This is a genomic window from Bacillus proteolyticus (assembly GCF_001884065.1).
In the GTDB taxonomy this organism is placed as follows: domain Bacteria; phylum Bacillota; class Bacilli; order Bacillales; family Bacillaceae_G; genus Bacillus_A; species Bacillus_A proteolyticus.
The window spans coordinates 1-16978 of record NZ_MACH01000081.1 but is presented as its reverse complement, the minus strand read 5'-3'; the positions used below and the strand labels follow the sequence as shown (position 1 = coordinate 16978).

Sequence of the window (16978 nt, the reverse complement as noted above, 5' to 3'; positions counted from 1 at the left end):
AGAAAAAATTTTTATAAAAGGTTACGGGGGATTTCTATATGAAAAATAGTATGACTTATATTCAATTATTAAATGAAACGCTAGATTGTTATGCAAAAAAAGGAAGTTTTGAAGCATATTCTTATATAATGGAGCATGCTAAAGGTGTAGTGGGTAATGAAGCACAAATATATAACTTTAAATATGCGCTAGCAAGTGCAGCAGGACTTGAAGAAGAAGCGTTGCATTTAATGAAGAAAGCAATTATAGAAAATGAGTTTTGGTACGGAAGTGAGTATTTAATTTCCGATGATGATTTAAAACCATTACATAAATTTGAAGAGTTTCATAGAATGGTTCAATTATGTAAAGAAAGAGAAGAATTAGCAAAGAAATCGGAACAAGCAGACCTGAAATATAAATACAGCAAACAAAATGAAAATCTACTAATCACACTGCATGGGGATCAAGAAAATATACAAATAATAGAACCATATTGGAACTCTGTAATGGAACAAGGTTTTATGCTGGCATTGCCTCAATCTTCCCAAATTCAATTTTCAGATGGATATGTTTGGGATAGTATCGAAAGAGGAAGAGAAGAGTTAAAAGAACATTACAATAAGATTAAAGTGAATAAAACATTTGGAAATATTATTATTGGTGGCTTTTCTGCTGGGGCAAGAGTAGCGTTACATTCCATGTTACAAGGTGAAATAGAAGTGAACGGTTTTATTTTTGTGGCACCGTGGCTCCCGGAAATGGAAGAATGGGAAGAAATGATTGGAATATTACATGATAAAAGCATAAAAGGATATATAATATGTGGGGATCAAGATGAAGATTGTTTCGAATGTACACAGCAATTTGTAAAGTTATTAAAGGATAAAAATATAGAACATAAGTATAAAGTTGTGCCTAACTTAAATCATGATTATCCTGAGAATTTTGATGAGTTATTAAAAGAAGCTATTGAATATATAGGAAGCAAAAACAATTGATTGGTAGTAAGAAAGGGAGATGCATCATATGTGATGCATCTCCTTTTCGTTATTATAAATTAAAAGCGTCTGCCAATAGGCGATAAGAGTTTAATTTATCTTCAAATTGATGAGTGATTGTGACAATCATAAACTCTTCAGCATTGTATGCTTTGCTTAAGTTTAATATTTTTTCTTTTACAGAAGACGGATCGCCGACGATCATACGTTGACGATTTTCTTTAATACGAAATAGGTCATAAGCACTATACGAATAATTTTGAGCAGTTTCGATAGAAGGGGTTCCAGTAGTCCGTTTTCCTTGTTCTAATAGTAAAATCGATAAATCAAGGCTTGATGCTATATTCTCCGCTTCTTCGTTTGTTTCTCCGCAAATAACAAAAATAGAGACGATTGATTTTGGTTTATCACCTAAATAGGAAGGTTGGAATTGCTCTTGATAGGCTTTCATTACTTCAGGGCCACCGTATCCGTTAATGAACTGTGCAAATGCAAAAGAAGCGCCTTGCTTTGCGGCAATCATTGCACTTTCCCCGCTAGAACCGAGCATCCACATTTCAGGAGATGTTGTGATAACTGGAGTAGCCTTTAAATTTGCATAATGATGGTTTTCTGGTACTTGATCATGTAAGTACATAGCAACATCTGCAATTTGTTCTGGATATTGATCAAGTGAGACCATTTTACCTTCTTGAAGTGCGCGAGTTGCTATCGGCATACCACCAGGCGCTCTACCAACACCAAGGTCAATACGGTTTGGATAAAGTGCCTCTAACACGCGGAAATTCTCGGCAACTTTATATGGACTATAGTGTGGCAACATAACACCACCCGAACCAACTCTAATACGATTCGTTTTTGCTGCAATATGTGAAATGAGTATTTCTGGACTTGAGCCTGCTAGGCTTACAGAATTATGGTGCTCGGATACCCAAAAACGTGTAAATCCTAGTTTTTCAACTTCTTGTGCAAGTGTTACTGTATGTGAAAAAGCTTCAGTTGCTGTGCTGCCATCAGAAATAGGTGATTGGTCTAATACACTTAATTTGATCATAGAATATACCTCTCAATCTTAATGTACATTCTATTATATATTTACTTACGAAAAATGCGTAATGAAATGCTCACACAAAAAAGAGGATGATAATATAGCCACTTTTAACGAGAAAACCCTCGTTCATAATGATTCATTTCGACTAAGTTTAATATATATTCGTAGTTATCAATCTCAAGTTTTATTTGTTCACGCTCTATTTCAGATAATTTCATATTACTAAGTTTTTTGCATAGGTGTTGTTTCTTTAATTCTAGATGTTTTTTTGTAGCGTGGTAATCATAAGTCTGTTTCATTTTCAACCACTCCTTCGTTGCAGTTGCTATATTATACGAAGCATAAAGAAATGTGAGATCTGTCTCTTATGTACTTTTAGTGAATATTCAAATTGCAATGGTGTTATGTTTATGGGGATTTATGAATAAAATGCACTAAACCACTAACGCGCATTTTATGAAGTAAGGGGTGGAATTGTGCAGAAAGACTTAATGTATAACACTGAGATGGATGAAACGTTACAAGTTATAAATAAGGGATTGAATAAGACGACACGTCCGAAACAAATTATTGTAGTAGGGGCAGGCATGGCTGGATTAGTTTCGGCATCTTTATTAAAGGCTGCAGGACATGAAGTGAAGATTTTTGAAGCAAACAATCGTGTAGGCGGCCGCATAGAGACAGTTAGAATGGAAGATACCGGATTATATTTAGATGTTGGAGCGATGAGAATTCCATATTCGCACACGTTAACGATGGCATATATAAGAAAATTTGGGTTACAGGTGAGCCCTTTTATTAATAGGAATGAGACAGATATCATCTACGTAAATGGTCGGAAAACGACATTAAAACAATACGAAAAAGATCCAAGTATTTTAAGATATCCTGTGGAAATGAATGAAGTTGGGAAAACGTCTGAGGAACTATTATTGTTAGCGGTACAGCCCATAATAAATTTTATAAAAAAGAACCCAGAGAAAAATTGGGATGTTGTAGTAAAGGATTTTGGAAGATACTCTACAGGACAATTTTTAAAGTACCATCCTTATCAATATAATACGTATTTTTCACCAATAACGATTGAGATGATTGGTGTTTTATTAGATTTAGAAGGTTTTTTAGAAAGATCATTCGTTGAGACGTTACGTTTTTTATACATTATGCAAGAGGAGAGTGGATTGTGTGAAATAATAGGTGGAAACGATAGATTACCAAAATCTTTTTTACCGCAATTAGAAGGGAATATTATTTATAATCAAAAATTAATGAAGCTACATCAACACGATAACGGTGTGACGGCTTTCTATCGAAACGAGGAAACTTTTGAATATAGTAGTATTACAGGGGATTTAGTTATTGTTACAATTCCGTTTTCGACAATGCGTTTTGTGGAAGTAGATCCATTTGACTCTATATCTCATGAAAAGTGGAAAGCAATTCGTGAATTGCATTATATGCCTGCGACGAAAATAGGAATTCAATTTAAAAGTCGATTTTGGGAAGAACAAGGACAATTAGGCGGAAGAATCATAACAGATTTGCCAATTCGTTACGCCTATTATCCAAGCCATGGAATTGGAGAGAAAGGACCTGCTATGATGTTAGGAAGCTATACATGGTCTTATGATGCGTTACTATGGGATGGGCTATCGAAGGGTGATCGTATTTATTACACATTACACAACTTAGCAACAATATTAGGCGGTCAAGTATATGATGAGTTCATGTCTGGAATATCAAAAAGTTGGACATTAGATCCATATGCACTTGGAGGGTTTGCTCTTTTTCAAGCTGGTCAAGAGTCTGAATTACAGCCAGTCATTGTAAAACCTGAGGGGAGAATATACTTTGCTGGAGATCATACAACGCTGTATCACGGATGGATTCAAGGTGCGATTGAGTCTGGAGTTCGTGTTGCGGTAGAGGTAAATGAATAAAATGTTTAAAATTCAGAAATTTCTTTACTGTATAACTTGAGATGGATAGTATTATATACAAAAGAATTATAGGGAGTGTTGACAGTGAATCCGTTATTATTTGATTTTCCTTCTGAATTTTATACTGAAAGGCTATTTATTCGAATGCCGAAACCAGGTGATGGTAAAGTTGTATATGATGCAATTCAAGCTTCAATGCAAGAATTAAAACCTTGGATGGCTTTTGCACAAAAAGAGCAAACAGCGGAAGAACTAGAAGAGAGTATTAGAAAATCACATATTCAATTTTTGCAGCGTGAGGATTTGAGATTACTAGTTTTTTCGAAAGAAACAGGTGAATTTATTGCATCTGCCGGATTACATCGTATTAATTGGGATATACCTCAATTTGAAATCGGGTATTGGATTGATTCAAGGTTTAGTGGAAAGGGCTATATGGTAGAGGCTGCGAAAGGTATAACAGATTACGCTTTTTCTGAACTAAAAGCAAACCGCGTAGAAATTCGTTGTGATTCTCTAAATAAGAAGAGTAGAGCGATACCAGAGAAATTAGGCTTTAAATTAGAGGGTATTTTAGAAAGTGCCAGTATTGCGGTAGATGGAAATGGATTAAAAGATATGTGTGTATTTGCAATGACGAGAAATACATATGAAAAAGAAGAGCTGTAAGAAAATAGCTCTTCTTTTTTTATATTATGGTACAGGATGACCGTTAGAGCTCTCGAAAATTGTAAACCATTGTTGGCGGTCTAAATTAACTTTTGTTGCCATTGCAGCCGTTTTTACTCGATCTAATTTGCCAGAGCCAACAATTGGCATCATTTTAGCTGGATGAGCAAGTAACCATGCATACATAACAGTATCGATGCTATCAACACCTAGCACAGTAGCAATTTTTTGTAAAGTTTCACGTACACGTAAGGCGCGTTCTGATTGGCCAGTAAAGATTTCTCCACCAGCAAGAGGTGACCAAATCATTGGATTGATTCGTTTTTCTTGGCATAAATCAATCGTACCTTTTTCAAAATGCTCAAGTTGCAACGCAGATACTTCAATTTGGTTCGTAATAAGCGGGAAATCTAAATACGAACTTAACATATTAAACTGTGAAGGTGAAAAGTTAGATACACCGAAGTGACGAACTTTTCCTTCTTGCTTTAAGCGTGAGAACGCTTCGGCCACTTCATTTGGGTCCATAAATGGATCAGGGCGGTGAATGAGCAATACATCAATATAATCTGTATGTAAGTTTTGTAATGAATCCTCCGCGCTCTTTATGATATGTTCAGCACTCGTGTTGTAGTGAGCAACATATCGCTCTGGAAATTTCGGTGATGGGGGAGCGATTCCACATTTTGTGATAATTTGCATGTTTTCGCGTAAGGAAGGCTTGAGTTGTAACGCTTCTCCAAACAATTCTTCACACGTATATCCACCATAAATATCAGCGTGATCAAAAGTAGTGATCCTCATATCCATACAAGATTCAATAAAAGAAAGTAATTCTTGTTTCGTCATATTCCATTCTGCTAAACGCCAAAATCCTTGAATAATACGAGAAAATTCTAGTGTTTCGGCCATTTGAACTCGTTCCATTTTAAGTACCCCCTTGATGAATGATAATATTTTTGAAAAGGCTTTCTTGCTACATACTATTATATAGTTACCCGGTTGTACATACAATAAATATGTTTTGCTACAAAAACGATTTTCTCTATATGCTATAATGTAGGAACATAGAGCTATAAGGAGATGTAAGGGATGATTCCAGTAACAATATTAACTGGTTTTCTTGGATCAGGGAAAACGACTTTATTAAATCGTATTTTATCAGAAAATCACGGTAAGAAATTGGCGGTGATTGTAAATGAAATAGGACAAATTGGTATTGATAATCAATTGATTATGAATGTTGAAGAAGAAATTATGGAAATGACAAATGGCTGTTTATGCTGTACTGTACGTGAAGATTTACTCGTTGCTTTAAAACAATTACTGGATGTAAAAGCAGAGGGGGAAATGGATTTTGATGGTTTAGTAATTGAAACGACCGGTCTTGCGAACCCAGGTCCGATTATTCAAACATTCTTTTTAGATCCAGTTATTCAATCTGCATACCAAATTAACGGCGTTGTAACAGTAGTAGATAGTTATCATATACATAAACATTTTGAAAAGGGACTAGAAGCGAAGGAACAAATTGCATTTGCTGATGTAGTGCTGGTGAATAAATTAGATTTAATTGAAGAAAGTGAAAAGGAAAATCTCTTGCATGAACTGCAAGGAATTAACCCAACTGCAAAATTAATCGAGACGACTAACTGTGAGGTAGATATACCATCGTTACTACAAATTCAAACGTTTAAAACGAAAGATACGTTACAAATTTACCCTCATAAAGAACATAATCATTTAGAAGGTGTAAAATCGTTTGTACTCCGTGAAGAGCGGCCGTTAGATTTACAAAAACTGAATGAGTGGATGTCAGCTGTCGTTCAAGAGCTAGGAGAGTATTTATATCGTTACAAAGGAATTTTATCGATTGATGGAGTAGATAAACGCATCGTATTCCAAGGTGTACATACATTGTTTGCTGCTTCGTACGATAGAGAGTGGCAAGAGGGCGAAGAGCGAGTAAGTGAAGTAGTTTTCATCGGAAAAGATATTAATAAAGAATGGTTCCAGGAACATTTTGAAGAGTGTGTGAAATAAGTCTGCGTATATTGCAGGCTTTTTTTGTTTACTAAAATTGGAATTTGTATTAAAATAATCTGAAAATACTAAACGTTTAGTATTTTGTTAGGGTAGGGGGAGAAAAGGTGCGTTTAATGATTCTTGGATTGCTTACTAAAAGGGAGTCGCTATCTGGTTATGAAATACAGCAGGCGCTAAATATGGTGCAAAGTAATAAATGGGCGGAAGTTTTCCCAGCTTCTATTTATCACGCATTAAAAAAAATGGAAAATGAAAATTTCATTCAAGTTAAAGCAATTGAAATGACCGGAAAACGGTCGAAAACGATATATTGTATTACAGAAAAGGGAAGTCAAGAATTTAAAAGGTTATTAAAAGAGTCGTTTCAAAAAACTTCAGTTATGTTTCCGAAACATCTATATACAGCGTTAACATTTCTGTCAGAAGAAGAGAGTATGAGAGAGGAGATTTTAGAAGCTTTAGAAGAGCAGAAAAGTGAAATACGATCTACTTATGAAGAGATGAGGAAAGGAGAAAGACTAAAAGATAACGCGCCAGCGTATGTGAAACTAATTTTCGAAAATATGTATGAACAATGTGAGATGCAACTTCGATTTATTCATAGGTTAGAGAAACTATTAAAAAAATAAAAATGTGGTGGGAAGAATATGAAAATCGATCATCTTGTTATAAATGTAAATAAAGAGATGCAAGAAAATAAGGAAACGATTAAAAATGTACATTCTATCGGGCTTCCATATGTTCCAAAATGGGGAAAGGGAACGAAAGGGTTTAAAGTATCTAACATATGGATTGGAAAAGAATATTTAGAATTAGTAAGAGTAAAAACAAAAGATGGGGGTGGTTGGGTACAAGAGTGGGTTCAGAAATATTATGCTGGCCATAGAGGACTCATCGGATTGGCAATTGATGTTGAAAATATAGATAAAGTGTATGAAAAAATGATAGAAGCTGGAATTGAAATTACAAAACCAGAATCATTACAATATAAGTGGTTTTTTAATTTATTTAAGAAAACTATGCCGTGGAAAAATGCATACATACAGCCGATGAAGGGGATGCCGTTTCAATTCTTACTACAACAAATGGACGATCAAAAGAGCAGAGAATATATGGAGAAATATATGTATCCAAATAGTTTGGAACAGGGAATTACAGGAATAAATACGGTGAAATTATATGGAGAAATAACAAATGAAGATAGAGACATTATTAATTGTCTATTTTCAGATGTTACAAATGAGGAAGAAGAAATAGTAATACGTTTAAACAATCAAATGATTCATCTAATTCAATCGAATGAGCATTTTACGGAGATAATACTAGATTGCAAAAGCGAAGCACATAGGAAGAAAAAATTAAATATAGAAAATGTGACATTAATAAATAAATAAATAATAAAAAGCCTGTTTTCACAGGCTTGTATTTTCATCTATTAGTAATTCCATTACAACACCTACAACTGGGCCTTCGTCATCGATATCCCCGTTTAAACGGAAGCCAAATGACTCATAAAGTCCCATTGCGAGTTTGTTGTCAGGATGTAAACTTAAATAAATTATTTTACATTCGAATTTTTGTTGTAAGAATTGAATGAGCAAGCGAAGGAAACGTTTTGCATATCCTTTTCCTTGAAAATGCTGATCAATCATAAAACGATCTAACCATACGCTTTCATGCTTTTGGGAATACCAACCGTACATTGCGTATCCAACGAGTGTTTCTTTGTCATATAAGCCTACTGACGTTCCGTTTTCTTCATATAATGATTCTGCTAAAGAAAACGCATTGCTTTCAATAAATTGCTGCTGGTCTTTTGCTACGTCTAAAGCAGCAACTGAACGCCAATTATTTGCTGTTACTTCACAAATGTGAAGATTCATAGTTCCAACTCACCTTCTAAATTATTATAGCTTAAAAGCTAATATGGATAATTTTACTTGTTATTTCGGTCAAGTCAAGGGTAAATACATAAAAAGGCAGCTGAATGAAATATTCAGCTGCCTAGAAAATATAGTTGATTAGTTTGTTGCTTCTTTTAAAGTATTCACGTTTTCTTCCATTAAAGTAAAGTAATCTTTATTGTTCTTAGCATCATCTTCAGAAATAGTAGCAAGGTGATTTAAACGTAAAATTTTTGTGCCAGTTTCTTGTTGAATCACTGATGCTACTTTTGGAGTAGAGAATGTTTCAAATAAAATATATTTTAGGCCGTGCTCTTTTACTGTTTTTGTAATGTCAGCCAGCTGTTTTTGAGATGGTTCATCAGATGCTGAAATTCCAGCGATTGGGATTTGTTTTAAACCGTATCGTTGTTCCCAGTAGCCATAAGCTGCGTGTGAAACTAATATTTCTTTCGTTTTTGCATTTGCAACGACAGCTTTAAATTGATCATCTAAATCAGTAAATTTTGTTTGTAGTGCTGCAAAGTTTTTTTCGAACTCTTTTTTATGTTCAGGCTGTAATTCTACAAGTGCATTTTTAATTTTTTCTGCTTGTTTCATCGCAAGAGTAGGATCGATCCAAACGTGTGGGTCTTTATCATGATGATGTTCATCTTCTTTATGACCGTCTCCATGATCGTGCTGCTCTTCTTCAGATGAAGCACGAAGTTCGATATCTTTAGATGCATTTACAATTTTTACGTTTTCTTTTTTTAATGATTTTTCCATTTTTTCGGCAAAGGGTTCTAATTCTGCGCCGTTATAAACAAATAAATCGGCTTTCGCAACTTGTACAGTCTGCTTTTGACTTGGTTCAAATGTATGAGAATCCGCACCAGGTGGGTAAATTGTTTCTACATTTACATAATCACCACCGATTTTTTTGGCAAAGTCAGCGAGTGGGAAAATGGTTGTATAAACAGAAAGTTTCCCATCTTTTTTCGCTGCACCTTCTTTGTTGTTAGAACATCCAGCAAAGATGAGTGTGAAAATAAGTATAAATGAAAATAGAGCTAATTTTTTAGGCATATAATTCTCCTCTTTTCTTTTTTACAATTATATTTTCTCCAAATATAAGAAGAAAATATCGTTTTAATGCAAAACGGAATAATTACGTTTTAGTTCGCGAACCTAGTATAATACATCTTTATGAAAGTTGCAATAAATAATAATCATTACGATTTGATTTTGTTATAAATTTGTCAAAAAGAAAGGTATTAATTTTTATTATTAGTGCATATGTGACAATGTTACTTTCATATATTGGGAGGGAGCAGAGAAAAGGGGATGAGTGCTTGGGTTACTTCATGGAGGCCATCTTATTAATACTTGCGGTCGTTTTGCCATTATCTTTTGTTTTAATTTTTTTAAGGAGATTAATAAGTAATTTAGGAGATGCTACAACAATAACGAAATTACCAATGGAAGAAAAAGAAAAGAAAAAAGAGTAAGTAAAGCACTATGCGTACGCATAGTGCTTTACTTATGGTAAAATAGGAGAATGGAAACTCCTGTTAGCGACGAATAGCTATAGGGGAGAATAGTAAATAAAGAGGTATACACATATATGAATAAGCGAACAGCGTTAGTACTTGGTGCAAGTGGGTTAGTTGGACAAGAAATAACGCGACTATTACTTGACTCAGATTACTACGATTCGGTTACTATTTTTGTAAGGGAACCATTACAATTACAACATGAGAAATTACAGCAGAAACAGGTGGATTTTTCAGTGTTAGAGGAATATAAAGAATTTTTTGCAGTAGATGATGTATTCAGTTGTTTAGGGACAACGATAAAAAAAGCGAAGTCGAAGGCGAATTTTAAAAAAGTAGATTATGAATATACATTGCGAGCTGCTTGCTTAGCTGAAAAACAAGGCGTGCAAAATTTTCTTGTTATTTCATCAATGGGAGCGAATCCTAAATCATTCTTCTTTTACTCGCAAGTGAAGGGGAGGATGGAAGAGGAGCTGAAAAAGCTAGTTATTGGTGGCATACACATTTTTAGGCCTTCATTATTAGTAGGAAATCGACAAGAATATCGTTTTGGAGAAAGAATGGCCGAGAAATTATCTCGTATTCTCCCGTTTATATTTAAAGGAGCTTTTAAAAAGTACAAACCAATTTCAGCTAAAGATGTGGCGAAAGGAATGTATATAACTGCATTGCGAGAGGAATCGGGTATCCATATTTATAATTCAAATGAAATTACAACGATAGAATAAATAAAACCGAGAAGAATGACTTCTCGGTTTTATTTATTAGTTTTAATGTTTCCAGGTGCTCGCCCGTATTGATATGGTTCTTGTAATTCAAAGCCTAGTTCATTGGCGGCTATTCTTGGGAAGTATGGATTGCGAAGTAACTCACGTCCGATAAAAATTAAATCTGCCTCGTTAGTTTTTAAAATTTGCTCTGCTTGTGATCCAGTTGTAATTAATCCTACTGCGCCTGTTGCAATGTTAATATGTTCCTTAATATGTTTAGCATATTGTACTTGATACCCAGGATACACATCAATATGTGCCGGTACAACAGCACCAGAACTACAATCGATTAAATCTACACCCTGTTCTTTCATCCATCCTGTATACTGTACATAATCTTGAACCGTTAACCCATCAGGATGATAATCATTTGCCGAAATACGAACAAATAACGGTCCGTTCCAAACTTCATTTACAGAGTCAATGATTTCGCGTAAGAAACGATAGCGATTTTCAGGTGAGCCCCCGTATTCATCAGTCCGCCTATTGGAAAGTGGAGAAAGAAATTCGTTAATAAGATAACCGTGAGCACCGTGTAATTCAATAATGTCAAATCCCGCTTGTTTAGAGCGGAAAGCTGCTTTTTGAAAAGCAGAAACGGTTTCTTTAATTTGCTGTTTATTCATTTCTACTGGTATTTTCATTCCGTCGCTAAATGGAACTGCTGAGGGAGCGAAAGCGTCTGTTTCTAATTCAGCCTTTCTTCCGGCATGAGCGAGTTGAATGGCTGCTTTTGCACCGTTATCATGTATAAAAGTTGTCGTTTTATGTAAGCCTTCAATTAAAATGTCATCCCAAATGCCTAGGTCTTTGTTAGAAATTCGTCCTTCAGGTAACACAGCTGTTGCTTCAATCATAACTAGACCTACTTGACCAGCGGCCCTGGTTCCATAATGGACGAGATGAAAATTAGTTACTTGACCATCCGCGTTTTCTGATGAATACATGCACATAGGCGACATAACGATACGGTTTTTTAGTGTAACGTCCTTAATTGTATAGGGTGAAAAAAGTTGGGAATGCATCAAATAGCCTCCTTGATTGAATTTTCTTACATTGTATCATTCTCTTTTTTGTTTCCCTAACAAAACGCTTATACGAAAAATTTTGTCTATTCGTGTTACAATGACTAATATGAAATGAATTGGAGGATGACATATGTATCAGGCTTATTATGAAAGTGAATTAGGTTTGCTGGAAATTACAGCAAATGATAAAGGAATTACGTCTGTTATATTTGTTGATGAACGACAAGAAGAACGTACAAATGAAATGATGGATCAGTGTATAAATGAGCTAGAGGAATATTTTAAGGGGAAAAGAAAAGAGTTCACGGTTCCGTTGTCTGCTGAGGGAACATTATTTCAAAAAAATGTATGGGATGCGCTCTATACTATTCCGTACGGCGTAAGTGCTTCATATTTAGATATTGCGGAGAAGGTCGGCAATACAAAAGCTGTACGAGCGATAGGAGGAGCAAATAGCCGGAATCCAATTTCAATTATCGTTCCATGTCACCGTGTAATAGGAAAGAGTGGAAAGCTTGTTGGGTATGCGGGTGGTTTATGGAGGAAAGAGTGGTTATTGAAGCATGAAGGTATTTTAAAATGAAGTGTGGATGGAAAGAGGGATCGTTTTGAAATGTATAAATTGTGGGCAACCTTGTACTAATGATCAGTTAAATTGTGCAAATTGCCAACGAAATTTGCATAATGAACAAGGGGAAAGTAGCTCGTTAATAGACAAAGAATTAGAAGTATATGTAGGGAGACAATATCCGTATTACAAAAGAAAATGGGAGCTTGAAAACAAGCGAATTGCTAGGTGGAGCTGGAATGGTTTGGCTGCTATTTTCAATGTGGGTTGGCTTGGATATCGTAAGTATTATTTACCTGCTGCTTTATTTATACTGTTATTAGTAGCATGTGATGCGTTTTCTTATTATATGGGGTTCAACGTAGCATTGCCAATCATTAATATGGTGCCTCTTACGTTTTTATTACTCGTTTTTATTCTATTTGGGATGGGGATTTTTGCGAATGGATTATATTATCAATTTGCAGAAAGGCGTATATATCGAATAAAAGCACGGGGAATTAAAGATGAAGCGGTTGAAAATTATCTCATCCGTGATAGTGGTGAAACGAGTAAAATGGGAGCAACAATCGTAACTATTTTAGCAGTTGCTAGCCTTCTTTTAAGCCATTTCTTTTTTCCAACTGATCGAGACGTTATTCAAAAGGTTCGTACAAGCTCGCTTTATGAATATCCTTTCTTTTCAATAGGTGAATCTTTCGAAAATTATTTTCAAAATTCAGGTTGGATATATTATCGTGGAACGGAAGGGTTAGAATTAGTAGAATTCCAAGGATATAACGCCGGAACGCCAAGACAAAAGGTGACGATTCAATTTGTTGTCGATTATAAATTGGGTGAAGTGGAACCATACTCACTTACGGTTAATGGTGAATCTAAAAATGAAGAAGAGTTTTTGAAGATGATGGAAGAAATATTTAAGGTTCAAAATCCATTTGATATAGAGGATGGATTACAAGTAAATGCTATTCAAGAAAGCGGCTGGAAAGAAATTTCCGACCGCTTTTTTCTATGTTTGTTAAAATAAATATTTAAAATAATCAGAATTTTTTGTATAATAAAATATATTATATAGGATTTAACTTATACATATAGATTGGGGGAAGGAAGAATGAAGAGAAAGACAACAACAATTGCTGCACTTGCGTTAACGACGAGTGTATTGGTTGCAGGATGTGGGAATGGTGAGAAGGCTTCGACAACGAAGAAAGAATCGAATAACGGAATGGCAGATAAACAAGTTTTAAATTTGCTAGAAACAGCTGAAATTCCTTCAATGGATACATCTAAATCAACGGATTCTGTATCTTTCCGTGTATTTGTAAATGCAATGGAAGGTTTATATCGTCTAGATAAAGATAATAAACCAACACCAGGCATGGCAAAAGATGTGAAGATTAGTGAAGATAAAAAGACATATACTTTTGAATTACGTGATGCGAAATGGTCAAATGGTGATCCAGTTCGAGCACAAGATTTTGTATATGCATGGCAACGTACATTAGATAAAGCAATAGCGGCAGAATATGCATTCATTTTATTTGATGTGAAAAATGCACAGAAAGTAAATAAAGGAGAATTACCATCAGATCAATTGGGTGTTAAAGCGAAGGATGATAAAACGTTGGTAGTAGAATTAGAGCAACCAGCACCTTATTTTCTTGAGCTTACGTCGTTCCCTACATTTTTCCCATTAAATGAAAAATATGTGAAAGAGCAAGGAGATAAATACGGATTAGAAGCAGATAAATTATTATATAATGGACCATTTACAATGAGTCAATGGAAACATGAACAAAATTATCAGTTGAAGAAAAACCCTAATTATTGGGATAAAGATACTGTAAAGTTGGACGAAATTAATGTAAGTATTGTGAAGGAAACAAGCACGGGAGTAAATTTATATGATAGTGATCAAGCAGATCGAGTTATTTTAACTTCTGAATTTGTTGATAAATATAAAAAGAATAAGCCAGATGAATTTAAAACGAAGTTAGATCCACGCATGTATTTCTTGCGTTTTAACCAAAAAAATGCAACATTTAAAAACCAAAAAGTCCGTGAAGCAATTGATTTGGCATATGATAAAAAAGGAATTGCGAATGTTATTTTAAATGACGGATCATTGCCAGCATATTTCTTAGTACCTGAAAAATTTACGACAGGGCCAGATGGGAAAGATTTCCGTGCTGTTAATAAAAATTTCCGTGACAGTAAAGATAATGCAGCAAAAGCAAAAAAATTATGGGAAGAAGCGAAGAAAGAGCTTGGCCAAGATACAATTACAGTAGAGTTTCTAAATGATGATAACGGTAGCCGTAAAAAAGTGGGCGACTTTATTAAAGAAGAGTTAGAGAAAAATTTACCTGGTATTAAAGTGAATTTGAAACAACAACCATATAAGCAGAAGCTAGAATTAGAAAAGAAATTTGAATATGAATTCTCATTATCGGCATGGAGTCCAGACTATCCAGATCCAATGACTTATATTGATATGTTTGTAACTGGAAGCTCATTTAATGAAATGGACTATTCTAATCCGAAGTATGATGATTTAGTAGCAAAATCAAAAGGAGAATTATTAAAAGATGATGCAGCACGCTGGAAAGCACTTGCGGAAGCTGAAAAAATCTTAATTGGTCAAGACGCTGCAATCTCACCTGCTTATCAGCAAAGTACGGCTTATTTAGAGAAGACATTTGTAAAAGGTATCGCTAACCATACATTTGGTGGGGACTTTAGTTATAAATGGGCATATATTACAAAGAAATAGTATGATAAAAGATGAGTGAATTTTCACTCATCTTTTATTTGTATAAGGGGGAGCTATAGTTGTTAAGGGGAATCAATCATCTTTGTTTTTCGGTTTCAGATTTAGAGAAATCTATTGTGTTTTACGAAAAGATACTAGAAGGAGAATTATTGGTCAAAGGAAGAAAGCTTGCATATTTTAATATATGCGGAGTGTGGGTAGCACTTAATGAAGAGGTACATATTCCAAGAAATGAGATTCATCAATCTTATACGCACATTTCATTCACTGTAGAACAAGAAGATTTTAATTGTTTGTTAAAGCGATTAGAAGAAAATGAAGTTCATATTTTAAAGGGTAGAGAACGAGATGTGAGGGATTGTGAATCTATATATTTTCAAGATCCAGATGGCCATAAATTTGAGTTTCATTCAGGGACGTTACAAGATCGACTTAATTATTATAGGGAAGAGAAACCTCATATGACATTTTACTAAGGGGGAAAGAAGTTGCATGCACTTGTAATTGGTGGAACAGGAATGTTAAAGAAAGTTTCTATGTGGCTTTGTGATCAAGGATTTCGTGTGTCTGTTATTGGACGAGATGAAGTGAAATTAGAAAATGTTAAGCAAGCGAGTTCGGCACCAGAAAATATAACATGTCTTCCTTTAGATTATCAAAATGACGATGATCTAAAGCGATCTATTACAAATACAATTGAACAGAATGGTCCAATTACATTAGTTGTTGCATGGATACATTCGAGTGCTAAGCATGCATTACGACTCATTTGTAATGAGGTTGAATTGTCATCGGAAAAGTACAGTTTATTTCATATATTAGGTAGTAGTGCATCACGTACGAAGTCACAAAAAATAGGTGGGGTATTATGTAGCTATTATAGAATTATATTAGGGTTTATTTTAGAAGATACATATGCAAGATGGCTTACTCATGAAGAGATTGCTGACGGAGTTATAAAAGGAATTGAAAGTAAATGCACAGAATGGATTGTAGGGAGAGTAGAGCCGTGGGAATCGCGGCCAAAATGGTAAGGAGGCATGGGAAATGGAGACAACGGTATATGTAACAAGGCACGGTGAGACAGAATGGAATGTAGCAGGGCGGATGCAAGGACGGAAAAATTCAGCATTAACAGAGAATGGTATGATACAAGCGAAACAATTAGGGGAGCGTATGAAGGATTTACCACTCCATGCCATATATAGTAGTCCAAGCGAAAGAACGCTTCATACTGCAGAATTGATTAAAGGGGAACGCGATATTCCAATTATAGAAGATGAACGTTTCTATGAAATAAATATGGGGATATGGGAAGGGCAAACAATTGCTGATTTGGAAATGCAATATCCAGAAGAAGTACATTTATTTTGGAATGAACCACATCTTTTTCAGTCAACATCAGGGGAAAACTTTGCGGCCGTTTATAAAAGAGTAATTGAAGGGATACACTTTCTTTTAGAAAAGCATAAAGGAGAAAACATTTTAATAGTTACTCATGCTGCAGCAGCGAAACTACTTGTAGGACATTTTGCAGGTCTTGAAATTGAACATGTATGGGGAGAGCCATTTATGCATAGCGCGAGTCTTAGTGTGATTGAATTTGATGAAGATCTTGGTAAAGTAAAACAATTTGCAGATATAAGTCATTTTCAGTAAACGTAAAAAAGGTCGCAGTAGCGGCCTTTTTTGTGGCATAAAAAACTAGCAA

20 protein-coding genes are annotated in these 16978 nt (G+C 34.9%); 14 read left to right on the top strand and 6 right to left on the bottom strand.

Annotated elements, in window-relative coordinates:
- The first annotated feature begins 38 nt into the window (after positions 1-38).
- The gene (locus BAQ49_RS12800; protein ID WP_071745625.1) at positions 39-980 is read left to right on the top strand and encodes an alpha/beta hydrolase; all 942 of its coding nucleotides are present in this window, start codon (positions 39-41) and stop codon (positions 978-980) included.
- Positions 981-1032: 52 nt separating this feature from the next.
- On the opposite strand, the gene BAQ49_RS12795 is transcribed toward BAQ49_RS12800, so the two are convergent.
- Together BAQ49_RS12795 and BAQ49_RS12790 are read right to left on the bottom strand one after the other, a co-directional pair.
- On the bottom strand, positions 1033-2034 hold the full coding sequence (locus BAQ49_RS12795) for an LLM class flavin-dependent oxidoreductase (protein WP_071745624.1): 1002 nt from the start codon (positions 2032-2034) through the stop codon (positions 1033-1035).
- 104 nt (positions 2035-2138) lie between these two features.
- On the bottom strand, positions 2139-2330 hold the full coding sequence (locus BAQ49_RS12790) for a DUF3896 family protein (RefSeq protein WP_071745623.1): 192 nt from the start codon (positions 2328-2330) through the stop codon (positions 2139-2141).
- A 177-nt stretch (positions 2331-2507) separates the two neighbouring features.
- Between BAQ49_RS12790 and BAQ49_RS12785 the strand changes: the two genes are divergently transcribed.
- Positions 2508-3971 (top strand): flavin monoamine oxidase family protein, encoded by a 1464-nt coding sequence (locus BAQ49_RS12785; protein WP_071745622.1) that lies wholly within the window; start codon positions 2508-2510, stop codon positions 3969-3971.
- A gap of 84 nt (positions 3972-4055) precedes the next feature.
- Complete coding sequence (locus BAQ49_RS12780; RefSeq protein WP_071745621.1) at positions 4056-4640, top strand: GNAT family N-acetyltransferase; 585 nt, start codon at positions 4056-4058, stop codon at positions 4638-4640.
- A 24-nt stretch (positions 4641-4664) separates the two neighbouring features.
- Here the strand turns inward: BAQ49_RS12780 and BAQ49_RS12775 are convergent, their stop codons facing one another.
- A complete protein-coding gene (locus BAQ49_RS12775; RefSeq protein WP_071745620.1) occupies positions 4665-5567 on the bottom strand; it encodes an aldo/keto reductase in 903 nt (300 codons plus the stop codon).
- Positions 5568-5732: 165 nt separating this feature from the next.
- Here BAQ49_RS12775 and BAQ49_RS12770 point away from each other — a divergent pair, with 165 nt between their 5' ends.
- The 3 genes from BAQ49_RS12770 (at position 5733) to BAQ49_RS12760 (ending at position 8080) form a co-directional block, all read left to right on the top strand.
- Positions 5733-6683 (top strand): CobW family GTP-binding protein, encoded by a 951-nt coding sequence (locus tag BAQ49_RS12770; RefSeq protein WP_071745619.1) that lies wholly within the window; start codon positions 5733-5735, stop codon positions 6681-6683.
- A gap of 107 nt (positions 6684-6790) precedes the next feature.
- Complete coding sequence (locus BAQ49_RS12765) at positions 6791-7315, top strand: PadR family transcriptional regulator (RefSeq protein ID WP_071745618.1); 525 nt, start codon at positions 6791-6793, stop codon at positions 7313-7315.
- 18 nt (positions 7316-7333) lie between these two features.
- On the top strand, positions 7334-8080 hold the full coding sequence (locus BAQ49_RS12760) for a VOC family protein (protein WP_071745617.1): 747 nt from the start codon (positions 7334-7336) through the stop codon (positions 8078-8080).
- Positions 8081-8098: 18 nt separating this feature from the next.
- Here BAQ49_RS12760 and BAQ49_RS12755 read toward each other — a convergent pair whose 3' ends face one another.
- Together BAQ49_RS12755 and BAQ49_RS12750 are read right to left on the bottom strand one after the other, a co-directional pair.
- Entirely contained in the window at positions 8099-8569 is a 471-nt protein-coding gene (locus BAQ49_RS12755; protein WP_071745616.1) for a GNAT family N-acetyltransferase, read from the bottom strand.
- A 138-nt stretch (positions 8570-8707) separates the two neighbouring features.
- Entirely contained in the window at positions 8708-9658 is a 951-nt protein-coding gene (locus BAQ49_RS12750) for a metal ABC transporter substrate-binding protein (RefSeq protein ID WP_016094218.1), read from the bottom strand.
- Positions 9659-9936: 278 nt separating this feature from the next.
- On the opposite strand from BAQ49_RS12750, the gene BAQ49_RS34265 reads away from it, so the two are divergent.
- Entirely contained in the window at positions 9937-10080 is a 144-nt protein-coding gene (locus tag BAQ49_RS34265; protein WP_002075573.1) for a hypothetical protein, read from the top strand.
- A gap of 116 nt (positions 10081-10196) precedes the next feature.
- A complete protein-coding gene (locus BAQ49_RS12740) occupies positions 10197-10856 on the top strand; it encodes an oxidoreductase (protein WP_071745615.1) in 660 nt (219 codons plus the stop codon).
- Between the two features lie 29 nt (positions 10857-10885).
- Here the strand turns inward: BAQ49_RS12740 and namA are convergent, their stop codons facing one another.
- Complete coding sequence (gene namA, locus BAQ49_RS12735) at positions 10886-11923, bottom strand: NADPH dehydrogenase NamA (protein WP_071745614.1); 1038 nt, start codon at positions 11921-11923, stop codon at positions 10886-10888.
- A gap of 133 nt (positions 11924-12056) precedes the next feature.
- Here namA and BAQ49_RS12730 point away from each other — a divergent pair, with 133 nt between their 5' ends.
- The 6 genes from BAQ49_RS12730 to BAQ49_RS12705 all read left to right on the top strand — a co-directional run bounded on the left by BAQ49_RS12730 (position 12057) and on the right by BAQ49_RS12705 (position 16926).
- A complete protein-coding gene (locus tag BAQ49_RS12730; protein WP_071745613.1) occupies positions 12057-12509 on the top strand; it encodes a methylated-DNA--[protein]-cysteine S-methyltransferase in 453 nt (150 codons plus the stop codon).
- Positions 12510-12534: 25 nt separating this feature from the next.
- Positions 12535-13521 (top strand): DUF2628 domain-containing protein, encoded by a 987-nt coding sequence (locus BAQ49_RS12725; protein WP_071745612.1) that lies wholly within the window; start codon positions 12535-12537, stop codon positions 13519-13521.
- Positions 13522-13605: 84 nt separating this feature from the next.
- Positions 13606-15267: a peptide ABC transporter substrate-binding protein gene (locus BAQ49_RS12720; protein ID WP_071745611.1), complete on the top strand. Its 1662-nt coding sequence runs from the start codon at positions 13606-13608 to the stop codon at positions 15265-15267.
- Between the two features lie 59 nt (positions 15268-15326).
- The gene (gene fosB, locus BAQ49_RS12715; RefSeq protein ID WP_000943777.1) at positions 15327-15743 is read left to right on the top strand and encodes a FosBx1 family fosfomycin resistance bacillithiol transferase; all 417 of its coding nucleotides are present in this window, start codon (positions 15327-15329) and stop codon (positions 15741-15743) included.
- Positions 15744-15755: 12 nt separating this feature from the next.
- The gene (locus BAQ49_RS12710; RefSeq protein ID WP_071745610.1) at positions 15756-16301 is read left to right on the top strand and encodes a short-chain dehydrogenase; all 546 of its coding nucleotides are present in this window, start codon (positions 15756-15758) and stop codon (positions 16299-16301) included.
- Between the two features lie 13 nt (positions 16302-16314).
- Entirely contained in the window at positions 16315-16926 is a 612-nt protein-coding gene (locus BAQ49_RS12705; protein ID WP_071745609.1) for a phosphoserine phosphatase 1, read from the top strand.
- Positions 16927-16978 lie beyond the last annotated feature (52 nt).

Bases quoted from the DNA above. Each gene is read 5' to 3' on its own strand.
- BAQ49_RS12800 (WP_071745625.1), top strand. From the start codon at position 39: ATGAAAAATAGTATGACTTATATTCAATTATTAAATGAAACGCTAGAT.
- BAQ49_RS12795 (WP_071745624.1), bottom strand. From the start codon at position 2,034: ATGATCAAATTAAGTGTATTAGACCAATCACCTATTTCTGATGGCAGC.
- BAQ49_RS12790 (WP_071745623.1), bottom strand. From the start codon at position 2,330: ATGAAACAGACTTATGATTACCACGCTACAAAAAAACATCTAGAATTA.
- BAQ49_RS12775 (WP_071745620.1), bottom strand. From the start codon at position 5,567: ATGGAACGAGTTCAAATGGCCGAAACACTAGAATTTTCTCGTATTATT.
- BAQ49_RS12770 (WP_071745619.1), top strand. From the start codon at position 5,733: ATGATTCCAGTAACAATATTAACTGGTTTTCTTGGATCAGGGAAAACG.
- BAQ49_RS12760 (WP_071745617.1), top strand. From the start codon at position 7,334: ATGAAAATCGATCATCTTGTTATAAATGTAAATAAAGAGATGCAAGAA.
- BAQ49_RS12755 (WP_071745616.1), bottom strand. From the start codon at position 8,569: ATGAATCTTCACATTTGTGAAGTAACAGCAAATAATTGGCGTTCAGTT.
- BAQ49_RS12750 (WP_016094218.1), bottom strand. From the start codon at position 9,658: ATGCCTAAAAAATTAGCTCTATTTTCATTTATACTTATTTTCACACTC.
- BAQ49_RS34265 (WP_002075573.1), top strand. From the start codon at position 9,937: ATGGAGGCCATCTTATTAATACTTGCGGTCGTTTTGCCATTATCTTTT.
- BAQ49_RS12740 (WP_071745615.1), top strand. From the start codon at position 10,197: ATGAATAAGCGAACAGCGTTAGTACTTGGTGCAAGTGGGTTAGTTGGA.
- namA (WP_071745614.1), bottom strand. From the start codon at position 11,923: ATGCATTCCCAACTTTTTTCACCCTATACAATTAAGGACGTTACACTA.
- BAQ49_RS12730 (WP_071745613.1), top strand. From the start codon at position 12,057: ATGTATCAGGCTTATTATGAAAGTGAATTAGGTTTGCTGGAAATTACA.
- BAQ49_RS12720 (WP_071745611.1), top strand. From the start codon at position 13,606: ATGAAGAGAAAGACAACAACAATTGCTGCACTTGCGTTAACGACGAGT.
- BAQ49_RS12705 (WP_071745609.1), top strand. From the start codon at position 16,315: ATGGAGACAACGGTATATGTAACAAGGCACGGTGAGACAGAATGGAAT.